This is a genomic window from Pedobacter sp. MC2016-14, assembly GCF_020991475.1.
GTDB lineage: Bacteria > Bacteroidota > Bacteroidia > Sphingobacteriales > Sphingobacteriaceae > Pedobacter.
In genome coordinates, this window is sequence record NZ_JAJMPA010000001.1 from 700201 (window position 1) to 718113 (window position 17913).

Annotated in this window: 19 protein-coding genes; 4 read left to right on the forward strand and 15 right to left on the reverse strand. The window is 38.4% G+C overall.

Features of this window, described 5'->3' with window-relative positions:
- Window position 1: 1 nt before the first annotated feature.
- From LPB86_RS02885 to LPB86_RS02895, 3 genes are read right to left on the reverse strand one after another with little or no spacing between them, the layout of a single operon-like run.
- Window positions 2-3229, reverse strand: a complete 3228-nt coding sequence (locus LPB86_RS02885; RefSeq protein ID WP_230641039.1) for an exodeoxyribonuclease V subunit beta — start codon at window positions 3227-3229, stop codon at window positions 2-4.
- A 16-nt stretch (window positions 3230-3245) separates the two neighbouring features.
- A complete protein-coding gene (locus LPB86_RS02890; RefSeq protein ID WP_230641040.1) occupies window positions 3246-3647 on the reverse strand; it encodes a type II toxin-antitoxin system VapC family toxin in 402 nt (133 codons plus the stop codon).
- The gene (locus LPB86_RS02895) at window positions 3648-3881 is read right to left on the reverse strand and encodes a hypothetical protein (RefSeq protein WP_230641041.1); all 234 of its coding nucleotides are present in this window, start codon (window positions 3879-3881) and stop codon (window positions 3648-3650) included.
- A 203-nt stretch (window positions 3882-4084) separates the two neighbouring features.
- Here LPB86_RS02895 and LPB86_RS02900 point away from each other — a divergent pair, with 203 nt between their 5' ends.
- The gene (locus LPB86_RS02900; RefSeq protein ID WP_230641042.1) at window positions 4085-4570 is read left to right on the forward strand and encodes a thioredoxin family protein; all 486 of its coding nucleotides are present in this window, start codon (window positions 4085-4087) and stop codon (window positions 4568-4570) included.
- A gap of 175 nt (window positions 4571-4745) precedes the next feature.
- On the opposite strand, the gene LPB86_RS02905 is transcribed toward LPB86_RS02900, so the two are convergent.
- From LPB86_RS02905 to LPB86_RS02930, 7 genes are all read right to left on the reverse strand, one after another.
- Entirely contained in the window at window positions 4746-5675 is a 930-nt protein-coding gene (locus tag LPB86_RS02905) for a hypothetical protein (RefSeq protein WP_230641043.1), read from the reverse strand.
- 2 nt (window positions 5676-5677) lie between these two features.
- Window positions 5678-6946 carry a hypothetical protein gene (locus tag LPB86_RS02910; protein WP_230641044.1) on the reverse strand — a complete coding sequence of 423 codons (1269 nt, stop codon included), beginning with the start codon at window positions 6944-6946 and terminating at the stop codon, window positions 5678-5680.
- A 5-nt stretch (window positions 6947-6951) separates the two neighbouring features.
- Entirely contained in the window at window positions 6952-7260 is a 309-nt protein-coding gene (locus LPB86_RS02915; RefSeq protein WP_230641045.1) for a hypothetical protein, read from the reverse strand.
- 101 nt (window positions 7261-7361) lie between these two features.
- On the reverse strand, window positions 7362-7745 hold the full coding sequence (yidD, locus tag LPB86_RS20920) for a membrane protein insertion efficiency factor YidD (protein ID WP_370632793.1): 384 nt from the start codon (window positions 7743-7745) through the stop codon (window positions 7362-7364).
- Window positions 7660-7890, reverse strand: coding sequence for a hypothetical protein (locus LPB86_RS02920; protein ID WP_230641046.1), 231 nt, complete (start codon window positions 7888-7890; stop codon window positions 7660-7662). Before LPB86_RS02920 ends, yidD begins: the two co-directional genes overlap by 86 nt.
- A 307-nt stretch (window positions 7891-8197) precedes the next feature.
- Window positions 8198-8866 carry a response regulator gene (locus LPB86_RS02925; protein WP_230641047.1) on the reverse strand — a complete coding sequence of 223 codons (669 nt, stop codon included), beginning with the start codon at window positions 8864-8866 and terminating at the stop codon, window positions 8198-8200.
- A 6-nt stretch (window positions 8867-8872) separates the two neighbouring features.
- Window positions 8873-10558, reverse strand: coding sequence for a tetratricopeptide repeat-containing sensor histidine kinase (locus LPB86_RS02930; RefSeq protein ID WP_230641048.1), 1686 nt, complete (start codon window positions 10556-10558; stop codon window positions 8873-8875).
- Window positions 10559-11125: 567 nt separating this feature from the next.
- On the opposite strand from LPB86_RS02930, the gene LPB86_RS02935 reads away from it, so the two are divergent.
- Window positions 11126-11845, forward strand: a complete 720-nt coding sequence (locus LPB86_RS02935) for a hypothetical protein (RefSeq protein WP_230641049.1) — start codon at window positions 11126-11128, stop codon at window positions 11843-11845.
- Between the two features lie 102 nt (window positions 11846-11947).
- Here the strand turns inward: LPB86_RS02935 and LPB86_RS20830 are convergent, their stop codons facing one another.
- Both LPB86_RS20830 and LPB86_RS02940 read right to left on the reverse strand, forming a co-directional pair.
- Window positions 11948-12079 (reverse strand): hypothetical protein, encoded by a 132-nt coding sequence (locus LPB86_RS20830; protein WP_255695474.1) that lies wholly within the window; start codon window positions 12077-12079, stop codon window positions 11948-11950.
- Between the two features lie 101 nt (window positions 12080-12180).
- Window positions 12181-13893 carry a glycoside hydrolase family 3 protein gene (locus LPB86_RS02940; protein ID WP_230641050.1) on the reverse strand — a complete coding sequence of 571 codons (1713 nt, stop codon included), beginning with the start codon at window positions 13891-13893 and terminating at the stop codon, window positions 12181-12183.
- Between the two features lie 272 nt (window positions 13894-14165).
- Here LPB86_RS02940 and LPB86_RS02945 point away from each other — a divergent pair, with 272 nt between their 5' ends.
- Window positions 14166-14780, forward strand: coding sequence for a porin family protein (locus LPB86_RS02945; RefSeq protein ID WP_230641051.1), 615 nt, complete (start codon window positions 14166-14168; stop codon window positions 14778-14780).
- A 149-nt stretch (window positions 14781-14929) separates the two neighbouring features.
- Here LPB86_RS02945 and LPB86_RS02950 read toward each other — a convergent pair whose 3' ends face one another.
- Window positions 14930-15103 carry a hypothetical protein gene (locus tag LPB86_RS02950; RefSeq protein WP_230641052.1) on the reverse strand — a complete coding sequence of 58 codons (174 nt, stop codon included), beginning with the start codon at window positions 15101-15103 and terminating at the stop codon, window positions 14930-14932.
- A 126-nt stretch (window positions 15104-15229) separates the two neighbouring features.
- Here LPB86_RS02950 and LPB86_RS02955 point away from each other — a divergent pair, with 126 nt between their 5' ends.
- On the forward strand, window positions 15230-15748 hold the full coding sequence (locus LPB86_RS02955; RefSeq protein ID WP_230641053.1) for a hypothetical protein: 519 nt from the start codon (window positions 15230-15232) through the stop codon (window positions 15746-15748).
- Window positions 15749-15792: 44 nt separating this feature from the next.
- On the opposite strand, the gene LPB86_RS02960 is transcribed toward LPB86_RS02955, so the two are convergent.
- Complete coding sequence (locus LPB86_RS02960; RefSeq protein ID WP_230641054.1) at window positions 15793-16869, reverse strand: phytase; 1077 nt, start codon at window positions 16867-16869, stop codon at window positions 15793-15795.
- A 2-nt stretch (window positions 16870-16871) separates the two neighbouring features.
- Window positions 16872-17903: a hypothetical protein gene (locus LPB86_RS02965; protein ID WP_230641055.1), complete on the reverse strand. Its 1032-nt coding sequence runs from the start codon at window positions 17901-17903 to the stop codon at window positions 16872-16874.
- Between the last annotated feature and the right edge of the window lie 10 nt (window positions 17904-17913).

Sequence of the window (17913 nt, forward strand, 5' to 3'; positions counted from 1 at the left end):
TTTATACTAATTTTAATTGGCCTGTACTGGCATAAAACAAATAGGTCTTTACATCGGTATATCCCATCGCCATCAACAGGCTTTTATAATGGCTCACCTGCGCAATGTGGGCATCACTTTCCTGCTGCGTAAATTTGTAGTCAACTATCGTTATGTGACTGCCTTTAACCAGTACCTTATCCGGTCGGTAGCTTTTCCCATCCGCATCAATGATGCTCTTCTCATTCAGGCTCTCCTTACTCAAACTCAGAATTTCCTGCAAACCTGAATGGTTTAAAACGGAACGGGCTTGAGCTTTTAAAGATGAAAGTTCTACCTCTTTGAACACGCCTTCAAGAAGCATAGATTCCAATACGGTATCTACTTCTTTGACATCAGCCGCTCTGGCCAGCACCTCATGAAGGATTGTACCGGTACGTCCCGCACTTTCACCAGTAAAGAAATCGATGTCTCTTCTTTTCAGATTGGAATCAAATACCTGGCTCAGCCTGTCCGAAACGGGATAACTTTCCATCTCTATTTCATTTCTGTATATTTCTTTTTCGGGTAACACGGGCACAGGCTCGTCTTTGATCAAACGTCCGTCTTCATCCAAATCATCCCTAAAAACCCTAAACAGCAAATCACCAATATTGGTTACTGTATCCGTTTTCTTGCCCATTGTACTGATATACAAATACTCCTTAGCACGTGTAGTAGCAACATACACCATATTTAGGGCATCCATGTTGTTGTAAAGCAGCTCCTCAAAATAGGGTTTTGCAACGGTTGATCTGCCAAGTTCTTTACCATATTTCAAAGGAATACTATTCAAATGATGGTATGGTGTTCCTTCAGCAGGCACCCAAAATATGCCATTTGGTTTACCGTTGATGTCCCAGTTACAAAAGGGAAGCATTACCGCTCTAAACGCCAAACCTTTCGACTTATGAATGGTAATGACCTGCACCGCATCTGTATTTTCTGATGAAGGCAATGTCTTTTTCAATCCTTCTTCTTCCCAATAGGAAAGAAAAGCGGCAATCCCCCGTTCTCCCTGTTGCGCAAAACGCCCGGCAAGGTCCCTTAAGGCAAATAAATAGGGAAGATTCGATGCAAATACCTGTTCATGTAAACCATAAGATTCAATAATTTTTTCCAGCAAGGCCGGAAGTGGCTGCTGCATCCATGCCTGCCAATGCTGGCATAAATCTTCGGGTAAAAGACCACTTAAATCTGTCAGACCTTTCGCCTTTAATCCAAAATAATGCTCCGGACTTACCGTTCTATGTTGTAGTTTGGCGTACAGGCTTAAACAATTGGCTTTATAGAGTGCTGTGTTTTCCGCCAGGCCGCCCATGACTTGTAAAGTATTTAAAATCAGTTTTACCGCACTGTTATTACTCAACAGCAGGGCCTCACCAGAAATTACATCAACTCCATAATCCATCAAGGTTTCCACTGCAGCAACAGCCTCAGAATTGGAGCGCACCAATACGCAAATATCCCTTGGCTTATATTGCTTCAGGTTAATCAACTGATCGATCTCTGCAATCATTTTAACCAGCGAAAGACTCATAAAGCCTGTCTTGGTTAACGTTCCGCCCTCGCCATCGTCTTTAAGCACATTAAAACTTATGGTTCCGCCTTCTAGTGTAAAAGGCGTAATTTTTTGCTCCGATTCCGCATACACATCGGTAACGATGTGATCAAAGCCCTTTTCTTTCCACCAGTGTTCAACATCTTTTGCTTCCGCTTCTTCAATCAAACCATTGATATTGGTTTGCATCAACGGTGGAAGCCGTTTAAAAAGATCATTATTAAACCCAATGATATTTTTAGTACTTCTATAATTTTCAGCAAGGCTGTCTTCGATTACATTATGGATCTTCACATCATTTTTCGCCTGCTGGTGAAGGATGTTCCAATCGCCATTACGCCATCTATAGATAGATTGCTTGGTATCTCCAACAATCAAATGATCTATCAATTTGCCACTTGGCGAGGCAATTGCATTGGTCAGTAAAGATTTAAAGCTATGCCATTGATTAGAGGAAGTGTCCTGAAATTCATCAAACAGGAAATTACGATACCTATTGCCCATCTTTTCCCAAATGAAGGAAGGGTTATCATTTGCATCGTCTGTAATTCCCTTAAGTAAAGTTTGCGCATCGCTGATCAATAAATTCGGACTATCGTTCCTGTATTCCTTTAGCAAGGAAGCCATTTCCTGCATCAGCCGCAGATAGTAAAGGTTTTTATTGAATGCCTGTGCCAGAACATAGCCCGCCAAACCCTCCTGGTAAGTAGCCACCAGTTTAGAGACGATTGGATTGATTTGATAGTATGAGGCATTATCCTGTCCTTTTTGAAACCATTCTTCTGGCTGATCTACCAGTTTTAACAAGGAATTGATCTTTGAAAAATCACCCTCAACTATCTTTTGAAGTCCCATAAGGGGCGATCTGGATTTCCCCTTTAAGCTTGACACATCAATACCTTCTACCTGAAAAACCTCCAATGCTTGCGCTGCAAGTTCCTTTACACCGCTTTCAAAGGTTTCCATCCCAAGCCTGGTGATTTTATTGTATTCTTTAAACAACAGGTCGATATCGGCATGCTCTCCTAGCAGCTTAACCGCATTTTCAAATGGTTGATACCGTTCTTTAAAAATTTCATCCGTAAGGTTGATCAATTCCCTTCTGTAATTCCAGCTCAGGTTATTATTAATCCTGTCAAGCGCCAGATCAATAATCCATTGCAATAAAACAGGGTTTTTATCTAAGGCTTTATCTAAGCGGTCTGCCAGTTCCGCTTTTACCTTATCATAGTTCATTTCCAAACCATAACCTGCATCCAATCCCAATTCAAATGCAAAGCCGCGGATGACTTTCTGCACAAAACCATCGATGGTACTTACCGAAAAGCGATTATAGTCATGCAAAATCTTCCGGTAAATTACATCTGCCTTTAACTTCAGCTCCTCTGCAGATAAATCCGGATGCGCCCGCAGCACAATTTCCCGGTAATCGCCGATCTTTTTAGAAGCATCGCCCTCCGCAAAGCCCTTCAGCACCTCCATAATGCGGGTCTTCATTTCTTCCGTAGCCTTATTGGTAAAAGTTACGGCCAATATCTCCCGATACTTGTTCTCGCTGCTGAGTACCAGTGTAAGGTAATGTGCTGTTAAACTGAATGTTTTACCAGATCCTGCGGATGCTTGTAGTATTTTTAGCGGTTGTTGAGGCATAAAATTAATATTTTACTTATCCCGCAATCAGCTCTAAGTAGTCTTTATATTGAATAAATTTTTCATCAGCTGACACCATAGTCATTTTTTCAAATTTAGCAGTTGATATAATAATTCTATCGAATGGATCGCGGTGATCTGGAAACAGTGGCACATGTTTATAGTTGTTTATATGCTCCTGTGAAAGTGGAAGAAAGGAGAAACCATCTTCAAGTGCTACAGAAATAACGTCATGAATACTTGCCTGAAGATCAGGAAGCTTGCCTATGGTTTGTTTAATTGCAATTTCATATAGACTAATATCACTTACGTAGACATCATTTTTAGTATCCGTAAGCAATTTTACGATCTCTGATTTAAGCTGAGGATGATTTAATTGAAACCAAATAAGTATCTGAGTATCTATCAAAAGCTTCATTTACATATAATCTTTCAAATCGTCAATGGGATCATTAAAATCATCTGGGATATCTAATGTTTTTCCTTTTAATTTGTTAAGGCGAAGTAAACCTCCTGGCTGTCTTACAGACCTTAAAGCTGTCTTAGTTTCTGTTAAAAACATCACTAATACTTCAGATTTATTCACATCAGGAGCCGGTTCTAATAACCTGAGCGTCCCATTTTCATAAATACCTTTAACTGCTGAATACATAACCTGTTGTTTTAAACAAATATAACAATTTTTTTTCAACCAGACTAAAGCCCGTCCTTGTGCTCTCGATTCGTGAAGAAGGTTCTTTTGCAAACAAAGCCATATATCAATAACTTCAGACGGGTTAAACTCTAAAATAATATTGAGTACTTATTACGATCCTTAAATTATAAATTCTTAGAATTGTGTATAAATCTATAAACATGAAGAGATTAGTTTTAGTTGCATTTGCTTTTATGATGCTATCCACAGCGGCTATAGCACAAGAGGCTGTTCACATTTATAACCCTAAAGCTGATGCACAGGCTGACATCAATGCTGCAGCAGCCAAAGCAAAAAAGGCCAACAAAAATGTATTCGTACAAGTTGGAGGCAATTGGTGCGTTTGGTGTATCCGGTTTCATAACCTGGTAGAAAAAACACCAGAGCTAAAAACATACCTTAACGACAAATTTGAGACCGTACTTGTAAACATGAGTAAAGAAAACAAGAATGCCGTTCTTTTGAATAAGCTGGGCAATCCCGGCCGCTTTGGTTATCCCGTATTTTTGATTTTGGATGGCGATGGCAAAGTGCTGCACATCGAAAATTCGGCATATCTGGAAGAAAATGACGGTCACAGCGTTAAAAAGATTCAAGGTTTTTTACACAACTGGACTTATGAAGCTGTGCATGAAAAGGTAAAATAAATCTAAATATAAAACGAGCAGTAAGTATAAATTCTTCTGCTCGTTTTTATTTTAATTCATGAAGAAACTTTAGCATACCCATCGAAAGAGCTTGCGATCTTTTTGATACAATTTTATCTTTACCCTTCTATTCTTTCCCCTTCCGGATTCACTATTATTTGAAGCAATCGGATTGCTATCTATCTACGTGAATTTTATTTCGATTAATGTGACTTTGAATGATTGATTCCAAATTCGATGGTAAGTCGGCAGGAATCGGTTTCATTATAGGTTGCTTCACCCCCATCTCTTTAAGCCATTTTACCCAATATTCGTTAATCACATCTCCTTCAAACGGATTACCTTTTGCCGGATTAACACCCAATACGATAACTTCTAGATCGCTTAAATTATCATTTGCCTTTACAAATCCATAATCGTTCCTCATCATAACTGTCTGGAAGCTGGAAGTATTCAGTTTTAAAGCTTTAAGAAATTCAGGAGTTATGTAAGAACTTCTCGACCCCTCAGTGAACTTTGAGTAGCGGTGATATACATAGCCATCGGTTAGAATGAATAGAATATTTCTATGGTTTGACTTAATACAGTAGTCATTTACTTTATTTTTGAAGAACCCCCATATGTCAGATCCTATATACTCACTATTTTTAATTGCGAGCTTATAAATTTCGTTGGAGGCTAAATTATACTGTTTCGATATTTTCAAAATTGATGCCTTTGTGGTATTATCTTTTGTAAAGGAAAATTTGAGCTTTTTAGCCAGACTATTTATTTCAGAATTCAATGGTTCCGGTTCAAAGTAGACTTGAATATCATCATTATCTTGCCTGACAGGCTTTGATCTCAAATGAGTTTCAAAACCTTTAACGATTGCTTCGATGTATCCTAAGTCTCGTTTGTAGAAATCCATCCCCTGATTTGCGTGTTTTACAGGATCTATCCGATCAGAAAGGTCTAGCAGAATACTTATGTTTAGATTATCCTTCCTAGTCGTCGCTGGTTGTTTCGCACTATTTGAGTTGTTACCATCTTTACTTTTTTTATCACAACTTATTATAAGTAAGGCACTAAATAGTAACAGCAATCTAATTATTCTAGCTTTCATAACTACGATATTTTGGAATAAATGACATTTTGGTATGTTGGATTGATGAGATTAAGTCCTTGGAGATGTTCTTGGGCGACACTTTCACATTGTTCCAGTATCTCAGTTTGCCTTTGTTGTGGTAGCGCAATTTCAGATGCTACCGCCTGAAACCATCCTTCTTTATATTGTGCATGATACAAAAGATATTGCCTGATGTTAAATACAAATCCATCAATGGTAGTTTGCAATTCGGTAATCTTACCACTAATCTCTACAACTTTTTTCCTAAGCTGCTCAATTTCAATTACCGCCTCGCTTCTAGAGGCTTCGAGTGCTTTTAGTTCCTCAAGCTTCGTTTTAATATATCCTCTGATCTTGTCAAGATTTTCATGCTCCTTCATTGTAATGTCGAATACAAGACCCCAGATGATATACACAACAAAACCTGCAAAAATAATCATCCAAAATTCTGCTTCCCCTAAAGCAATTTTTAGATTGTAAGGTGCTGAATCTGGTGTCTTATTAAAATCATAGATTTTTTTCTCAATCTGATAAGCCAAAAGCCCATCAAATAAAAATGTTGTAATGAAAAGAGCAATTACCTTGAAAACGTTCTTAAGTCCTTTTCCCTTTTGCAACATATGAATAATATACCCCAAGCCCAGGAATACTGAAGGAATTGTAAAGATCAGCACTCCTTCTAACCAGCCAGCATTTAGAGCACGACTAAAAGCCTGGGCATCGAAAATGGCAGCGGTAAGGCTATCATTGGAGAAGTCCTTGAAGAATGCAGAGTAAGTAGCCGAAATATAGAAGACAAACAAATAAAGCGTGATGGGAATAAGCAGGAATAAACCTATATAAAACTGTGCTTTCGGACGTTTGGATGTTTCTACCCCATATTTTTCAGGATTGTGTTTTACATCCTCAATTTCGTTAGTCGCTTTATTGATTTTATCCACTAATGCTTGTCTCTTCTCCTCAAAAATTGATATGGCAGTCTCTGTATTTTTAAGCTCGCTGTGCTTCCTCGTTTTCTCGTCAATGTAGGGCCGTTTTAATCTTGCTTGTTGAGTTTCCTGATCACGGCATTGTTGCTCAAAGCTTTCGTATACATTTTCCAAGCATGCCTTAAAATTTATTGGACCTCCCATGGCCTTCAATGCGGCTCCATACCCACTTTGGTAGTAAGTGATTCTTATATTGTGCTCGTCTGTTTCTGCACTTGTTGCCACCTCAGCTTCAGGAGCCTCTTTTTTTTTAATCACGAATAACTTTTTAATCTCCATAACGCTTAGTTTATTGATTGTAACACTTCTGGCAGTAATTTTTCTTGCTTGGCGCAGTCGATGAGGTAGTCACAAATTGCAATTACGTTTTCATCCAAAAATTCAAATGTCTTACAGTATTTCTTAAGAAGGTTGTACTCGTCCTCTGTAACTTCCTGATCTACCCATATCATGATAGCGAGATCATATAAATATTCTATACGTTTCTCTACGGAAACCGGAATCTCCATTCTCTGGATAGGATTGATAAGCATTTCGTTCAAATGTTCGGTCTCTACGCCTCTCTGTTCTGCGAATTTATAGAGCTGCTTCATTTCAAGTTTGTCAAAATTCTCATCCGAGCATGCCATTTGATAAAGTCTTAGGAAATGACTCTGCAATTCAGTGCTGATTATACTGTCCATATTATATTTTGCTATTGTTCATTTTTAATAAATCGTTCAGAAATCTCATTTTGAGAAATGATCTCTCCATTTCTTAAGATCATTAAGGTTGTTAATTCAGAAGGATGCTCGAATACATGAAAACCGGAACGGCAATTGTAAAATCTATACCTGAAGGCCCGAAGGCCTTCATAAAGACCGTACTTTGTAGTCTTCTGGTATACATATTGAGAGCAACTTATCTTAAAAATGCATGATCTTCTTTTCGCTCTGGGAATCATGGCCCAATACGCCTTAATTAGCAACAGTAAAAGAATTTTCACGACAGGTCTATTTACTAAAAACAACCATTTGATAAGAAGCGATATAGCCCGGTTTTGCCCCCAGCCCGAAGCATCCGGGATCTGGCTGTACATAAGTAGAAACACCTTCTAATCTTATATATTTCCAACCTTGACTACTGTAATGTTCTATTAGTTTGCCCAATTGCTCGGCTACGACTGCTGTGGTTTCCTTTTTCTGATCCAAAGTTGCAGTGAATGGTACTACTTTATATTCCATATCTCACATTAATCAACTAGTATGGCAATTCCGAGAACAATAATAGCAACCGTTGGAATTATTGTAATGTTTTTTTGATTCTAACACTGCACTAACACAGGAATAGAATTCTCCTAAATATAATCTATTCGCGACTATTGGGAGATAAGAACAGGTTTCATCATGAACCTCATGATCACCATTGGACTGGGATTTCTTGTTTACGTAATACTTTTTCATAATCAAATTTTTAGTTCCTTATTATGAATCAAAAGTAGCCTCACAAACAGCGCTTTCCTTACGGGAAACCGTAAAGTCAAAATTTATTTTAAATAATTCTGTAGTCCTTACAATATGCAATAAGCTGTTCATTCGTGGAAAATCCTAGAACATCCTTAATGAGATTAAGTCGTTTTTCTACACTACTTAAACCACCCGGCTTAATGCTATTTTTCTTAAGATATTCTGGAATATCCTTTTGTTTCATACCTCCCGCCAACAATGCAATAACGGTCGTATCGTAAGTATCGAAGTTATAGGAATTGCGTTCATGTAGATTCCGTCTTGCCGGGACCGAGAAATATCTTTTTCCATTTGAAATTGCCTCTAATGCAACCTTTAGCTCCTTAGCATCTTGACGGGCTTTACGCACATATGCATTAATACCAAGGTTTTTAATTAAAGGATCAATAACATCAGCTCTACCTTCAGCAGAAAACACCAGAATCTTAAGTCCGGGCTGCTGATCTTTGGCAGCTTTGATAAGCGCTGTGCCATCAGTGATTTTTTGAATATTGTGGTCTTCCTCAAACGAAAGATCGGTGATCAGCAAGTCGTATGGCTGAGCAGTTTTCAGTCCCTTTTGAATCCAAGCTAATGCATCATCGCAATAAAACACATATTTTGGATCCTTAACTCCGAGTTCCTTAAGTACCGTCTGTACCGAAAGGCTTGTATTTTCGTGATCTTCTGCAATTAGTACACGTTCGAACATCATATTTATTTAGATTATTGGAAAGGAAATGAATATGCTCAAACCCTTGTCTTTATTTGCACCAAAAGTAATTTCTCCGCCGATGCTTTGAATACGGTTTCCCGTATTGTTCAGTCCATTTTTGAAATTAGGTGCTCCTTTTATACCAATACCATCATCATTATAATAAATATTAACATGATTTCCAATTTGTTCAAACTTCACCACTACAGTACTTGCCGCACTATGCTTTCCCATATTTACCATCAGCTCCTGAAGGATGTGCTCAATTTCATGTTTTGCTTTTACATTCACCTCTGCCCACAATTCTTCCCCATTACCAACTATTAAGACCCTCCTCTCTGCTGAACTGAATGATGTCATAAGACCAGTAATTTTCTCCTTGAAGTTGGAATTTACGTCTGGACTCTCTTCGTAAGTCAGGTTCCTCGATTTTTCATAGAGTATTTCCATCTTATCCAAAATTCGATCCTTGTTTAGTCCTTCCCTATTCTCAATTTCGGACATTACCGTATATAGTCCATTTGCGACTACGTCGTGAACCTTTTTATGAAGCTTAAGTTTATTCTCGCGAATGGTAGCTTCCGCTTCAAGCGTAAGCTTTTGTCTTCTTTTCTTATACCATAGAACAGCAATGATAGCCGCAGCGACAATGAATAGGAACGATCCATAAAGAAAAGCCTTATGCTTGATAATCTGATATTTCTTTTCTGCATTTTCCTTCTGCAGGTTGAGATTGTCTACTTTATTTTTTTCTGTTTCATACCGGATCACCGCAAACTGGTTTTTGGCAGCGTTTCGGTCGGTATCTAAACTATCCTCCAGTTTTCTATACCGTTTAAAATATTGTCTTGACTTGTCCTGTGGAGTCAATTTAATGAGTCTCTCTAAAGCATACAGCTGGTCGTCTGCGATGCCAGTCTGCTGGGCAACTTGATACATTTTATATGCATACAAAACTGCCGAATCTGGCCTATTCTCCATATAAAAATCGGCAAGATGCGCTAAACTGGCATTTTGCCCCAAAAGGTCATTTCCTTTTAACCTGATTTGATAGGCTCTGAGAAAGCCTGGTACCGGGTTATAGGATGAGTTCTGAAGCCATTTCGTTTTAGAAGTATTGGAAAGTATCCTTGAAAATGTAACCAGATCTTTCTCTATACTTTTGGTAGAGAGTAGCTTATTAAAGTATTTAAGGGCATGCCCATATTTATGTTGATCTATCAGATTAACTGCAACATTATTCAGATAGATGTTTTTAGAGCTTTCTTTATTAGTGAGATCAAGAGACTTGAGATAAAATTGGTGGGCCTCTTTGTAGTTTTTCAACCGATTAGCCATTTTCCCCAAATTATTATAATTCATGGAGAGAATTTCTTTTTCACTTTCAATATGAGGATTAAGATATTTGATAGCTGAAAGCGAGATTTCCTGGCTTCCAAAGAAATCGCCGCGATCACCGCTAATAATTGCCATATTGATTAGTGACTTCGCAACTTTAACGCTATCTCTGTCTTTTAAAGATTTCTCTTTGGCTTTATTAAAGTAAATGAAACTACTGTCCGGAAGGTTGCGATCCCAAAAGTACCAAGCCCGATCATAGTACAAGTTTTCAGCAGGCAACTTGGATGCTACCTTATCCTGACGACAAGAAAGCATTAAAATTAAAAGAAGAAGCGTAGTGTATCTTTTCAAGATTCTTATTATTCCTCTAAATTAAAAAAAATACGGGCAAAATGCCCGTATTTTAGTTATTATCTAGGTGCGTTATTACCCGTTTCACCACCTGGTCCTGGGCGGCTAGCAGTAACCGCACCTTTACAGTCGTTTTTCGAATTCGCATTAGAATGCGAAGGGGATACAAATCCCATTAGAAGATAAAAAATAAATCCGAACATGGTTCAAAAATTTTAGAATGAAATACTTTGTAGGCCTCCACGAATCCTATCATGGAGGTTGCTACGATTGCATTTCAGAAGCGCTTCTGAAATTTTTGGGAAGAATGAGATTCAATTGCGGGATGCAACAACTGCTTCCCAAACCGGTCATTACCTACCGCAATTTTCTCTCTTTTAAAACCGGTCTGTACATGAGCCACAATAGCTGATTGAGCCTCCAACCGATTTCGAAAGCAAATGTATGGGGACCAAAAACATTGATCCTCATCTTGTTCCGATGATTCGGACAATTCCAATGGAATTCCGGAAAACCGTAAAAGATTCCAAAAATTCCGGTTACATTTACCCTTGAATTATTTGCATTATGCTCGAGGATTATAAAAAAGTGGTGACTACTTGCTACCACCTAAAGAAAGTTAAGGGACAACTTTCTTCAAACTTGTCACATCCAACCCCTGCAAAATTGAGGGAAGAATGCCTTCTAGTTTTAAGCGCGAGGCCACTAGGAAAGGATGAAAAGATTATTAAGGATTTTTTCAATTTGGGGGAGATATCTATTGACTACAGCCATAGCATTAGAAAATTTGATGCGGATAGATTAAGACCCCTTGTTAACTTTCTAAAAGATAAAATTGAAAATCCGGAACCAAGAAACATTGAACTTCTAGCGTGGCTGATAGACTTCGAGCCTCGACCATATAAATTTGGAACAGATTATAATACCAGTCCTATATTTGAAGAAAGGGAAAAGATAGACGTATCTATTGAAGAAGACGATGTTAACACAGATCAGTCCAAAAATCCAGAGCAGTCAGTTAAGCTCCAAATCAAAAAATCGAATAGCAAATCCATATTAAAAAAAGCTATACCCACCGCTACCTTACTTTTTTTAATTACGGGAGGGATTTGTTCATATATATATTGGCAATCCACAAAAGTATATATATGTAATAGCCGTGTTGCTAAAAAATACCACCTCAATCACAACTGCCCCTCGTTAGATAATTGTAAAAGTGAAGTGATCTCAATTACTTTGGCCGATGCAAAAAAAGACGGCAGAAGCCTTTGTGGATTTGAAGATTAATTAATTCAATTCTTAAAACAAAAAAGCACCCTTAATCGAGTGCTTTTTTGTTTTAACTTGTAAGAGTCATTAAGATTTAATTAGATTCACTTTTCTAACCGATTAATCTTTAGGCTTATGTACATGAGGTTTTAAATCTGGATGTTTAGGCTTAACTTCAGGTGTGACTCTCCGTCTTCTATCATCTTTACCATCGTCTTTTTTTGGCTTCGGGCCAGGTTTAATTGCTTCCATAATTGATATTTAAAAATTGATTTGTTTCAATTCCACAAATATAGCGTGATACAGATCTTTCAATTTATGGTTTCCCGTAACCAAAATTAGTTGTTGTTCGCTTACAACCCATCCCCATATTTGTAAAAAGCATTTACAGTTACAGGCAATCTCCCGGTAGGAATCAATTGGTTTTTGATGACCGATGAAGCGGCCCGCTGCATAAAGTCTTCTTTCTGATAGGCTACAATTAAGGCTTTACTATTTTCCAAACCAGGAAGCCCACTTAAATTATATGGATTAGCAAAGAGTGCGAATATGGCATTTTTTGCAGACTGGTCTTTAATGAACATTTTAAGATCAGCGCTCAGCACCATGCCATTTCCCGGACGCAAACGGCTGTCGTGGATACCGATAATGACCTGATCAAACATGCCCAATTCCCTGGCAACTTTTGCTACCGCATTGGCATTGGCAGTTTTATCCAGCGTAAAAAATACGGAGTTTTTGTAAGCGCTACCAAGATCACGCTGAAAAAGGGTAACGTTAGGTGTGCCAATACTAATAATAGCCGTTCTCTTTTCTGTAGACAAGGCTTTGATGGGGCCTGCGCTTCTTAACAGCGTCATTGAGGCGTCGGCCAGTTGCTGAACTAAATTCAAGCTTTCTACCCTATTTACATCAGCAACCACATTGCTTTCTGCCAGGGTATCTTTTACATGTAAACCGGCATAATACTTTGCTGCCAAAATTTTCTTTACACTCTCGTCTATGCGTTCCATACTGATCCTGCCAGACCTTACCGCCTTGCGTACCAATTTTACTGCACGGTCACTATTTTCAGAGAGTTCCAAAATATCATTACCAGCAATTACACCCATTACATCCGCTTCACCATCTTTAAAATATTTTACTACGCCCTTCATTTCCATCGCATCTGAAACAATAAGCCCCTTAAAACCGAGCTCCTCTTTTAAGATCCCTGTAACTATGGGTTTAGATAAAGTAGAAGGAATGTGTGCAGTAGTATCCAATGCCGGAATACTCATGTGTGCCACCATAACACCAGAAGCGCCCTTAGCAATGAGTTCTCTAAAAGGAAAGATTTCCAGGGTATCCAGGCGTGTCTTTGTGAAATTAAGCTGAGGAAGGTCGTAGTGCGAATCTACATCAGTATCTCCGTGGCCGGGAAAATGTTTGATGCTCACCAGCAATCCTCCATCCTGCATCCCATTGATATAAGCCGCAGCTTTTGTAGTAACGTTATATTTATTGTCGCCAAAAGACCGGTAATTGATCACCGGATTTTTAGGATTGTTGTTGATGTCTACATCCGGTGCAAGGTTCATATGCAAACCAATGCGTTTAAAATCCTTCGCAACCTCAAGACCCATTTTATATAAAAGCTGTTTGTCCTGAACTGCACCTAACGACATTTGGTAGGGGTAAGAAATGGTACTATCTAATCGCATGCCCAATCCCCACTCTCCATCAATGGCAATAAGCAGGGGAGTTCTCGACAATGACTGATATTTATTGGTCAGGATAGCCTGCCTTCCCGGACCACCCTGAAAGAAAACCAGTCCACCGATACGTTCTTTTTTAATCACATTCCCTACAGAATCTTCATAAGCTTTCCCCTTATCCGTATGTGCCCGCACAAAGAATAGCTGTGCGATTTTCGCCCTTTTACCCAATTTATGAAAAACAGAATCTACCCATTCATTTGGAGATGCGAGTGTTTCAAGATAGGTTTTTTGTTGTCCCAAGGCAGATTTGGAGGAAAATATGGCTGTTAAAATAAAAACAGGAAGAATGTATTGCTTAAAATTCATTAGGATTTAGACGGGCTTTAAAACTCAAAGGTAAACAAAATCAGATGGTATTAAATACATACTCGAATCGCAACACATAGGTTTTGTATTAAATTCGATACACTTTTCAATTATCTGTCTATGCTCTTTTTTTCCTCAGCAACGCCAGCAAAAAACAAACATAAACACCTATAAAACAGCTATTCATAACAAATCAATACAATTTAATTTAAAGCATTTATACAGACTGGCACATTTCTTACATATAGCCTATCAAATAAAACCGAAATAAAATGAAAAAGATATTTATACTAGCAATCGGACTTTTTGTTGCAGGAGCTGCAAATGCACAAAGCCCAATCAGAGTAGGGATTAAAGGTGGAGTAAACCTACCAAACATCATCAAGGATGATGGAAACAATAATTTTAATACTAAAATCAATCCTGGTTTTAATGTGGGTGTTACCTTAGACATCACTTTAATCGAGGGATTATCATTTACACCAGAAGCATTGTATGCTACTAAAGGATATAAATCTGAAAGCACATTTGGCGAGTTTACCCAAACTACCAGTTTCATTGATATTCCTTTATTGGCCAGCATTAAATTGGGTGGAAGCGGATTAAACCTTGTTGTGGGTCCACAAGTATCGTTTTTAACTTCTACTAAAAACAAATTTGAAAATGGATTTGGTTCTGCACAGCAAACTATTGTAGAAAACGATTCTGACAGGTTTAAGAAAAGTTTAGTTGGTGGTTTGATCGGTTTCAGATATGATATTAACAGCAACGTAGATTTCCACGGCCGTTATGCTTTGGATTTCCAAAAAAACAACGAAAACGGATCTAGTCAAACTCCTGAGTACAAAAACCAGGTATTCTCTCTAGGTTTCGGTTATAAGTTCTAGTCATCATCCCTATGAATGATTAAACCCCGTCTTCTTTAAATAGAAGCGGGGTTTGTTGTTTTAAAATGCGATGATATACACGCTACATCTTTTGCAAAATTTCGCTTTAAAAAGAAAGCCTGAATCGTTTGTGATTCAGGCTTTATCTATTATTGACCCCGCTTACGCTGGTTGTCTTTGTTAGACGTTTGATCTGACCGCTGGCCACCTGCATTGGTGATGCCTTGTTGTTTCTTGTCGTTTGTAACATCATGATATGCCCTATCTGATGTTGGCCTGCCCTGCATATCGCCGGTAAGCTTTGAATCCTGTGCTCTATTCATAACTTTATAATTTAATGTTATAGTTATAACGCTTTGGATTGGAAAATGTTTATTTATTGAAAACACCAGTGTTGTAGATAGATTTATATTTTTCCTATCTTGCAGGCTTAAACCAAATTAGCGCATATGAAATTTCTAAAATTATCCCTCTGCTTCTTCGCCAGTATGATCCTTTTAAGTTCTTGTAAAAAGGGTATAGGAGAACTGGTGGACAATAACACTAAAATTGAATTCAAATTAGATGGCGTTACCAAAAAGAGCTCAGGAAAACAAAGTATTCAAACATATTATGGAGAAAATGAGGGATATCAGACTCTTATGCTCAATGCAAGGGTAGATAATGAAAACATATCTCTGGTAATATGGCCTTTTAATGGAGTTGGGGAATATGATATTGAAACCGATGTTGTTATTCTCTACTCAATTATTGAGGGACCAAATGAGATTACCTTAAATAGTATTGGCATATCAGGTAAGCTAAAAATCACCTCCTTTAACCAGAAAAAAGTTGAAGGTCAATTTGAATCCACTCTAGAAAGAGTTATTGTTACCCCTCCTTCCTACAGAAAAATTACTAATGGTTCCTTCTCATGCGAGGTCAGTCCACTTTCCGAAGCACCTGAATCTTTAATTGATACACCCTAAGACATTCAAAAACGTACCGTTTCTCAACGGTACGTTATATTAGATTATTTCTTAACCGCTAATTCTTTTCCAATCATATCCTCCCAGCGGTAGTACTGAAAAGTCTTATTGTCACTCATGGCTACAAATAACCCATGTTTAAAATCACTATTCAGAGGTACAGCCACCACATCAGAACCATCACTGTTGTTGGTAGACACTCGGATGCTCTTCACAAAAGCATTATCACCTTCCCGCTTAAATACTTTAAACTGGTTGGCCGACTGATCAGACACCAATATATATCCTGTCTTAGCTGTAGTCTTATAGATACTGATACCCTCATGATCTTCTTTAAATCCTTCTTTGGCAAATATCCCCAGCTCCGTATTACCTTTAGAGGGATCGGCATAGTACTTACGAACCCCGAACTGTTCATCTGAATAATAGACATAACCAAGCTCATTGTCTACGGCAATCGCTTCAATTTCCTTTTTACCGCTGTACTTGCCAAACTTCCTTTTGAGTGTAGCTTTAACCTTGCCGCTACCATCATCCGTTAGCAAATATTGCCATAAATATTCCCCCTCCAATGGTCCAGTCTTGCGGCCTACGATGGCATAAATCTCCTTCGTCGGACTGGTATATAGAGAAATCCCCATCAGGTCACGATAGCCTTCGGTAGTTTCGCCTTCAAAAACAGGCAATCCTCCATGATCAATAGCTTTCATGTCTGGCAAAGCATAAACCCTGAGCTTATGGGTCATTCTTTCTGTGGTAACCGCAATGTCTACAGACTTTCCATTCAGAACCAAGCCGTAGGCAATATCCACATTATTGGGGCGTTTCAATCCCCTAACCACTTTATCTGTTACTATTTTCCCTTTCAAATCAAATACATACAGGGCGCCATTTTCATCCTTATCCGTACCAATCACCAGGGATTGACTGGGATCAGCAGGGTTCAGCCATATGGCAGGATCATCCGTATCAAATTGAACCGTATCTGTTACATACATCGGTTTAACGATGCTATCGGCAACCGTTGCGGTTTGTTGTTGTGTATTCGTATTGCTGGTACAGGCCTGTAGAAAAGACAACGCGCCTGCAGTTAGAATTATGATATTTTTAAACGTAGTCATCTCTATTTCTTAAGGATAAGGGTTATTTTTTCAGTTTCTTCGTCGTTATACTCACCTTTTAAAGTTAGCTGAAGGGTACTGCCAACAATTTTAAAACCACCCTTATATTTAAATTCCAGTTCAGAACCATCTTCCTGCTCCAAATCATCAGCAAACTCCACATCACCTTCCAGTGCATCGGTACTCAACTCTTCAATACCGCCCTCTATTTCTATCTCTTTATTTACGGTTTCTACTTCACCGCATTCATCTATCTGCTCGGTCTCTTTGAGCACAATGACAGCCTTAAACTCACCATATTGAAATTCAACCTCAATCTCTTCCACCTCATCCGCAGTAAGATTCTTCACATCTTCATTAATGAGCCCAAACAAGGAGATAAATTTTTGAAATTGAGCGGCATCATCTACATCTACCTCATAACTACCATATACAGATTCATCATCCAATACCTGGTATTCAAACCTATTAGCAGTATTAACAACAACTTTTTCATCACCTGCTACCACAGAACTGAGTTGGATCTCAATTTTACGATCGCTGGTATTTAAGATGTCGTCATCAAAGAGATCAGGATTAGTTTCAAACTCCACTTCAATTTCCTCCACTCCAGCAGGAAAATCAACACTCCCTTTACCACTTGCTTTATCAAATGTGAGGTGGAGATCAATGTTCATGTCTTCCGAAGTATTGCAATCGTCTATTTCATAAAAGGCAGTCGCGTCCTCAATATAATCAGATAGCTTGCTAAAGCCTTTAAAACTGGTCACCTCAAAGTTTACACGGACTGTTTTTTGAAGCGGAACAATCCGGCCTTCCAGTGATTCTCCTTTTGGATCAACCCTATCTGCAAGGGTAATTTTAAAACTAAATTTGTCTTCATCTTCCAGCTCCCCATCTCCTTCATCAGCTAAGTTAAGAATCTGTGGGAAGTTTTCACCCGCAATGGGCGCTATTACATTGTCGTTCTTTTTATCACAGGCCACTAAAGCAAGTAATAAAAGTGACAGCACACTATATTTAAATATGTTCATGATGATAGTT

Excerpts from the sequence above, each read along its gene's own strand:
- LPB86_RS02885 (WP_230641039.1), bottom strand. The coding sequence starts at position 3,229 with ATGCCTCAACAACCGCTAAAAATACTACAAGCATCCGCAGGATCTGGT.
- LPB86_RS02890 (WP_230641040.1), bottom strand. The coding sequence starts at position 3,647 with ATGAAGCTTTTGATAGATACTCAGATACTTATTTGGTTTCAATTAAAT.
- LPB86_RS02895 (WP_230641041.1), bottom strand. The coding sequence starts at position 3,881 with ATGTATTCAGCAGTTAAAGGTATTTATGAAAATGGGACGCTCAGGTTA.
- LPB86_RS02900 (WP_230641042.1), top strand. The coding sequence starts at position 4,085 with ATGAAGAGATTAGTTTTAGTTGCATTTGCTTTTATGATGCTATCCACA.
- LPB86_RS02905 (WP_230641043.1), bottom strand. The coding sequence starts at position 5,675 with ATGAAAGCTAGAATAATTAGATTGCTGTTACTATTTAGTGCCTTACTT.
- LPB86_RS02910 (WP_230641044.1), bottom strand. The coding sequence starts at position 6,946 with ATGGAGATTAAAAAGTTATTCGTGATTAAAAAAAAAGAGGCTCCTGAA.
- LPB86_RS02915 (WP_230641045.1), bottom strand. The coding sequence starts at position 7,260 with ATGAAGCAGCTCTATAAATTCGCAGAACAGAGAGGCGTAGAGACCGAA.
- yidD (WP_370632793.1), bottom strand. The coding sequence starts at position 7,745 with ATGTACAGCCAGATCCCGGATGCTTCGGGCTGGGGGCAAAACCGGGCT.
- LPB86_RS02920 (WP_230641046.1), bottom strand. The coding sequence starts at position 7,890 with ATGGAATATAAAGTAGTACCATTCACTGCAACTTTGGATCAGAAAAAG.
- LPB86_RS02925 (WP_230641047.1), bottom strand. The coding sequence starts at position 8,866 with ATGATGTTCGAACGTGTACTAATTGCAGAAGATCACGAAAATACAAGC.
- LPB86_RS02935 (WP_230641049.1), top strand. The coding sequence starts at position 11,126 with ATGCTCGAGGATTATAAAAAAGTGGTGACTACTTGCTACCACCTAAAG.
- LPB86_RS20830 (WP_255695474.1), bottom strand. The coding sequence starts at position 12,079 with ATGGAAGCAATTAAACCTGGCCCGAAGCCAAAAAAAGACGATGGTAAA.
- LPB86_RS02940 (WP_230641050.1), bottom strand. The coding sequence starts at position 13,893 with ATGAATTTTAAGCAATACATTCTTCCTGTTTTTATTTTAACAGCCATA.
- LPB86_RS02945 (WP_230641051.1), top strand. The coding sequence starts at position 14,166 with ATGAAAAAGATATTTATACTAGCAATCGGACTTTTTGTTGCAGGAGCT.
- LPB86_RS02950 (WP_230641052.1), bottom strand. The coding sequence starts at position 15,103 with ATGAATAGAGCACAGGATTCAAAGCTTACCGGCGATATGCAGGGCAGG.
- LPB86_RS02955 (WP_230641053.1), top strand. The coding sequence starts at position 15,230 with ATGAAATTTCTAAAATTATCCCTCTGCTTCTTCGCCAGTATGATCCTT.
- LPB86_RS02960 (WP_230641054.1), bottom strand. The coding sequence starts at position 16,869 with ATGACTACGTTTAAAAATATCATAATTCTAACTGCAGGCGCGTTGTCT.
- LPB86_RS02965 (WP_230641055.1), bottom strand. The coding sequence starts at position 17,903 with ATGAACATATTTAAATATAGTGTGCTGTCACTTTTATTACTTGCTTTA.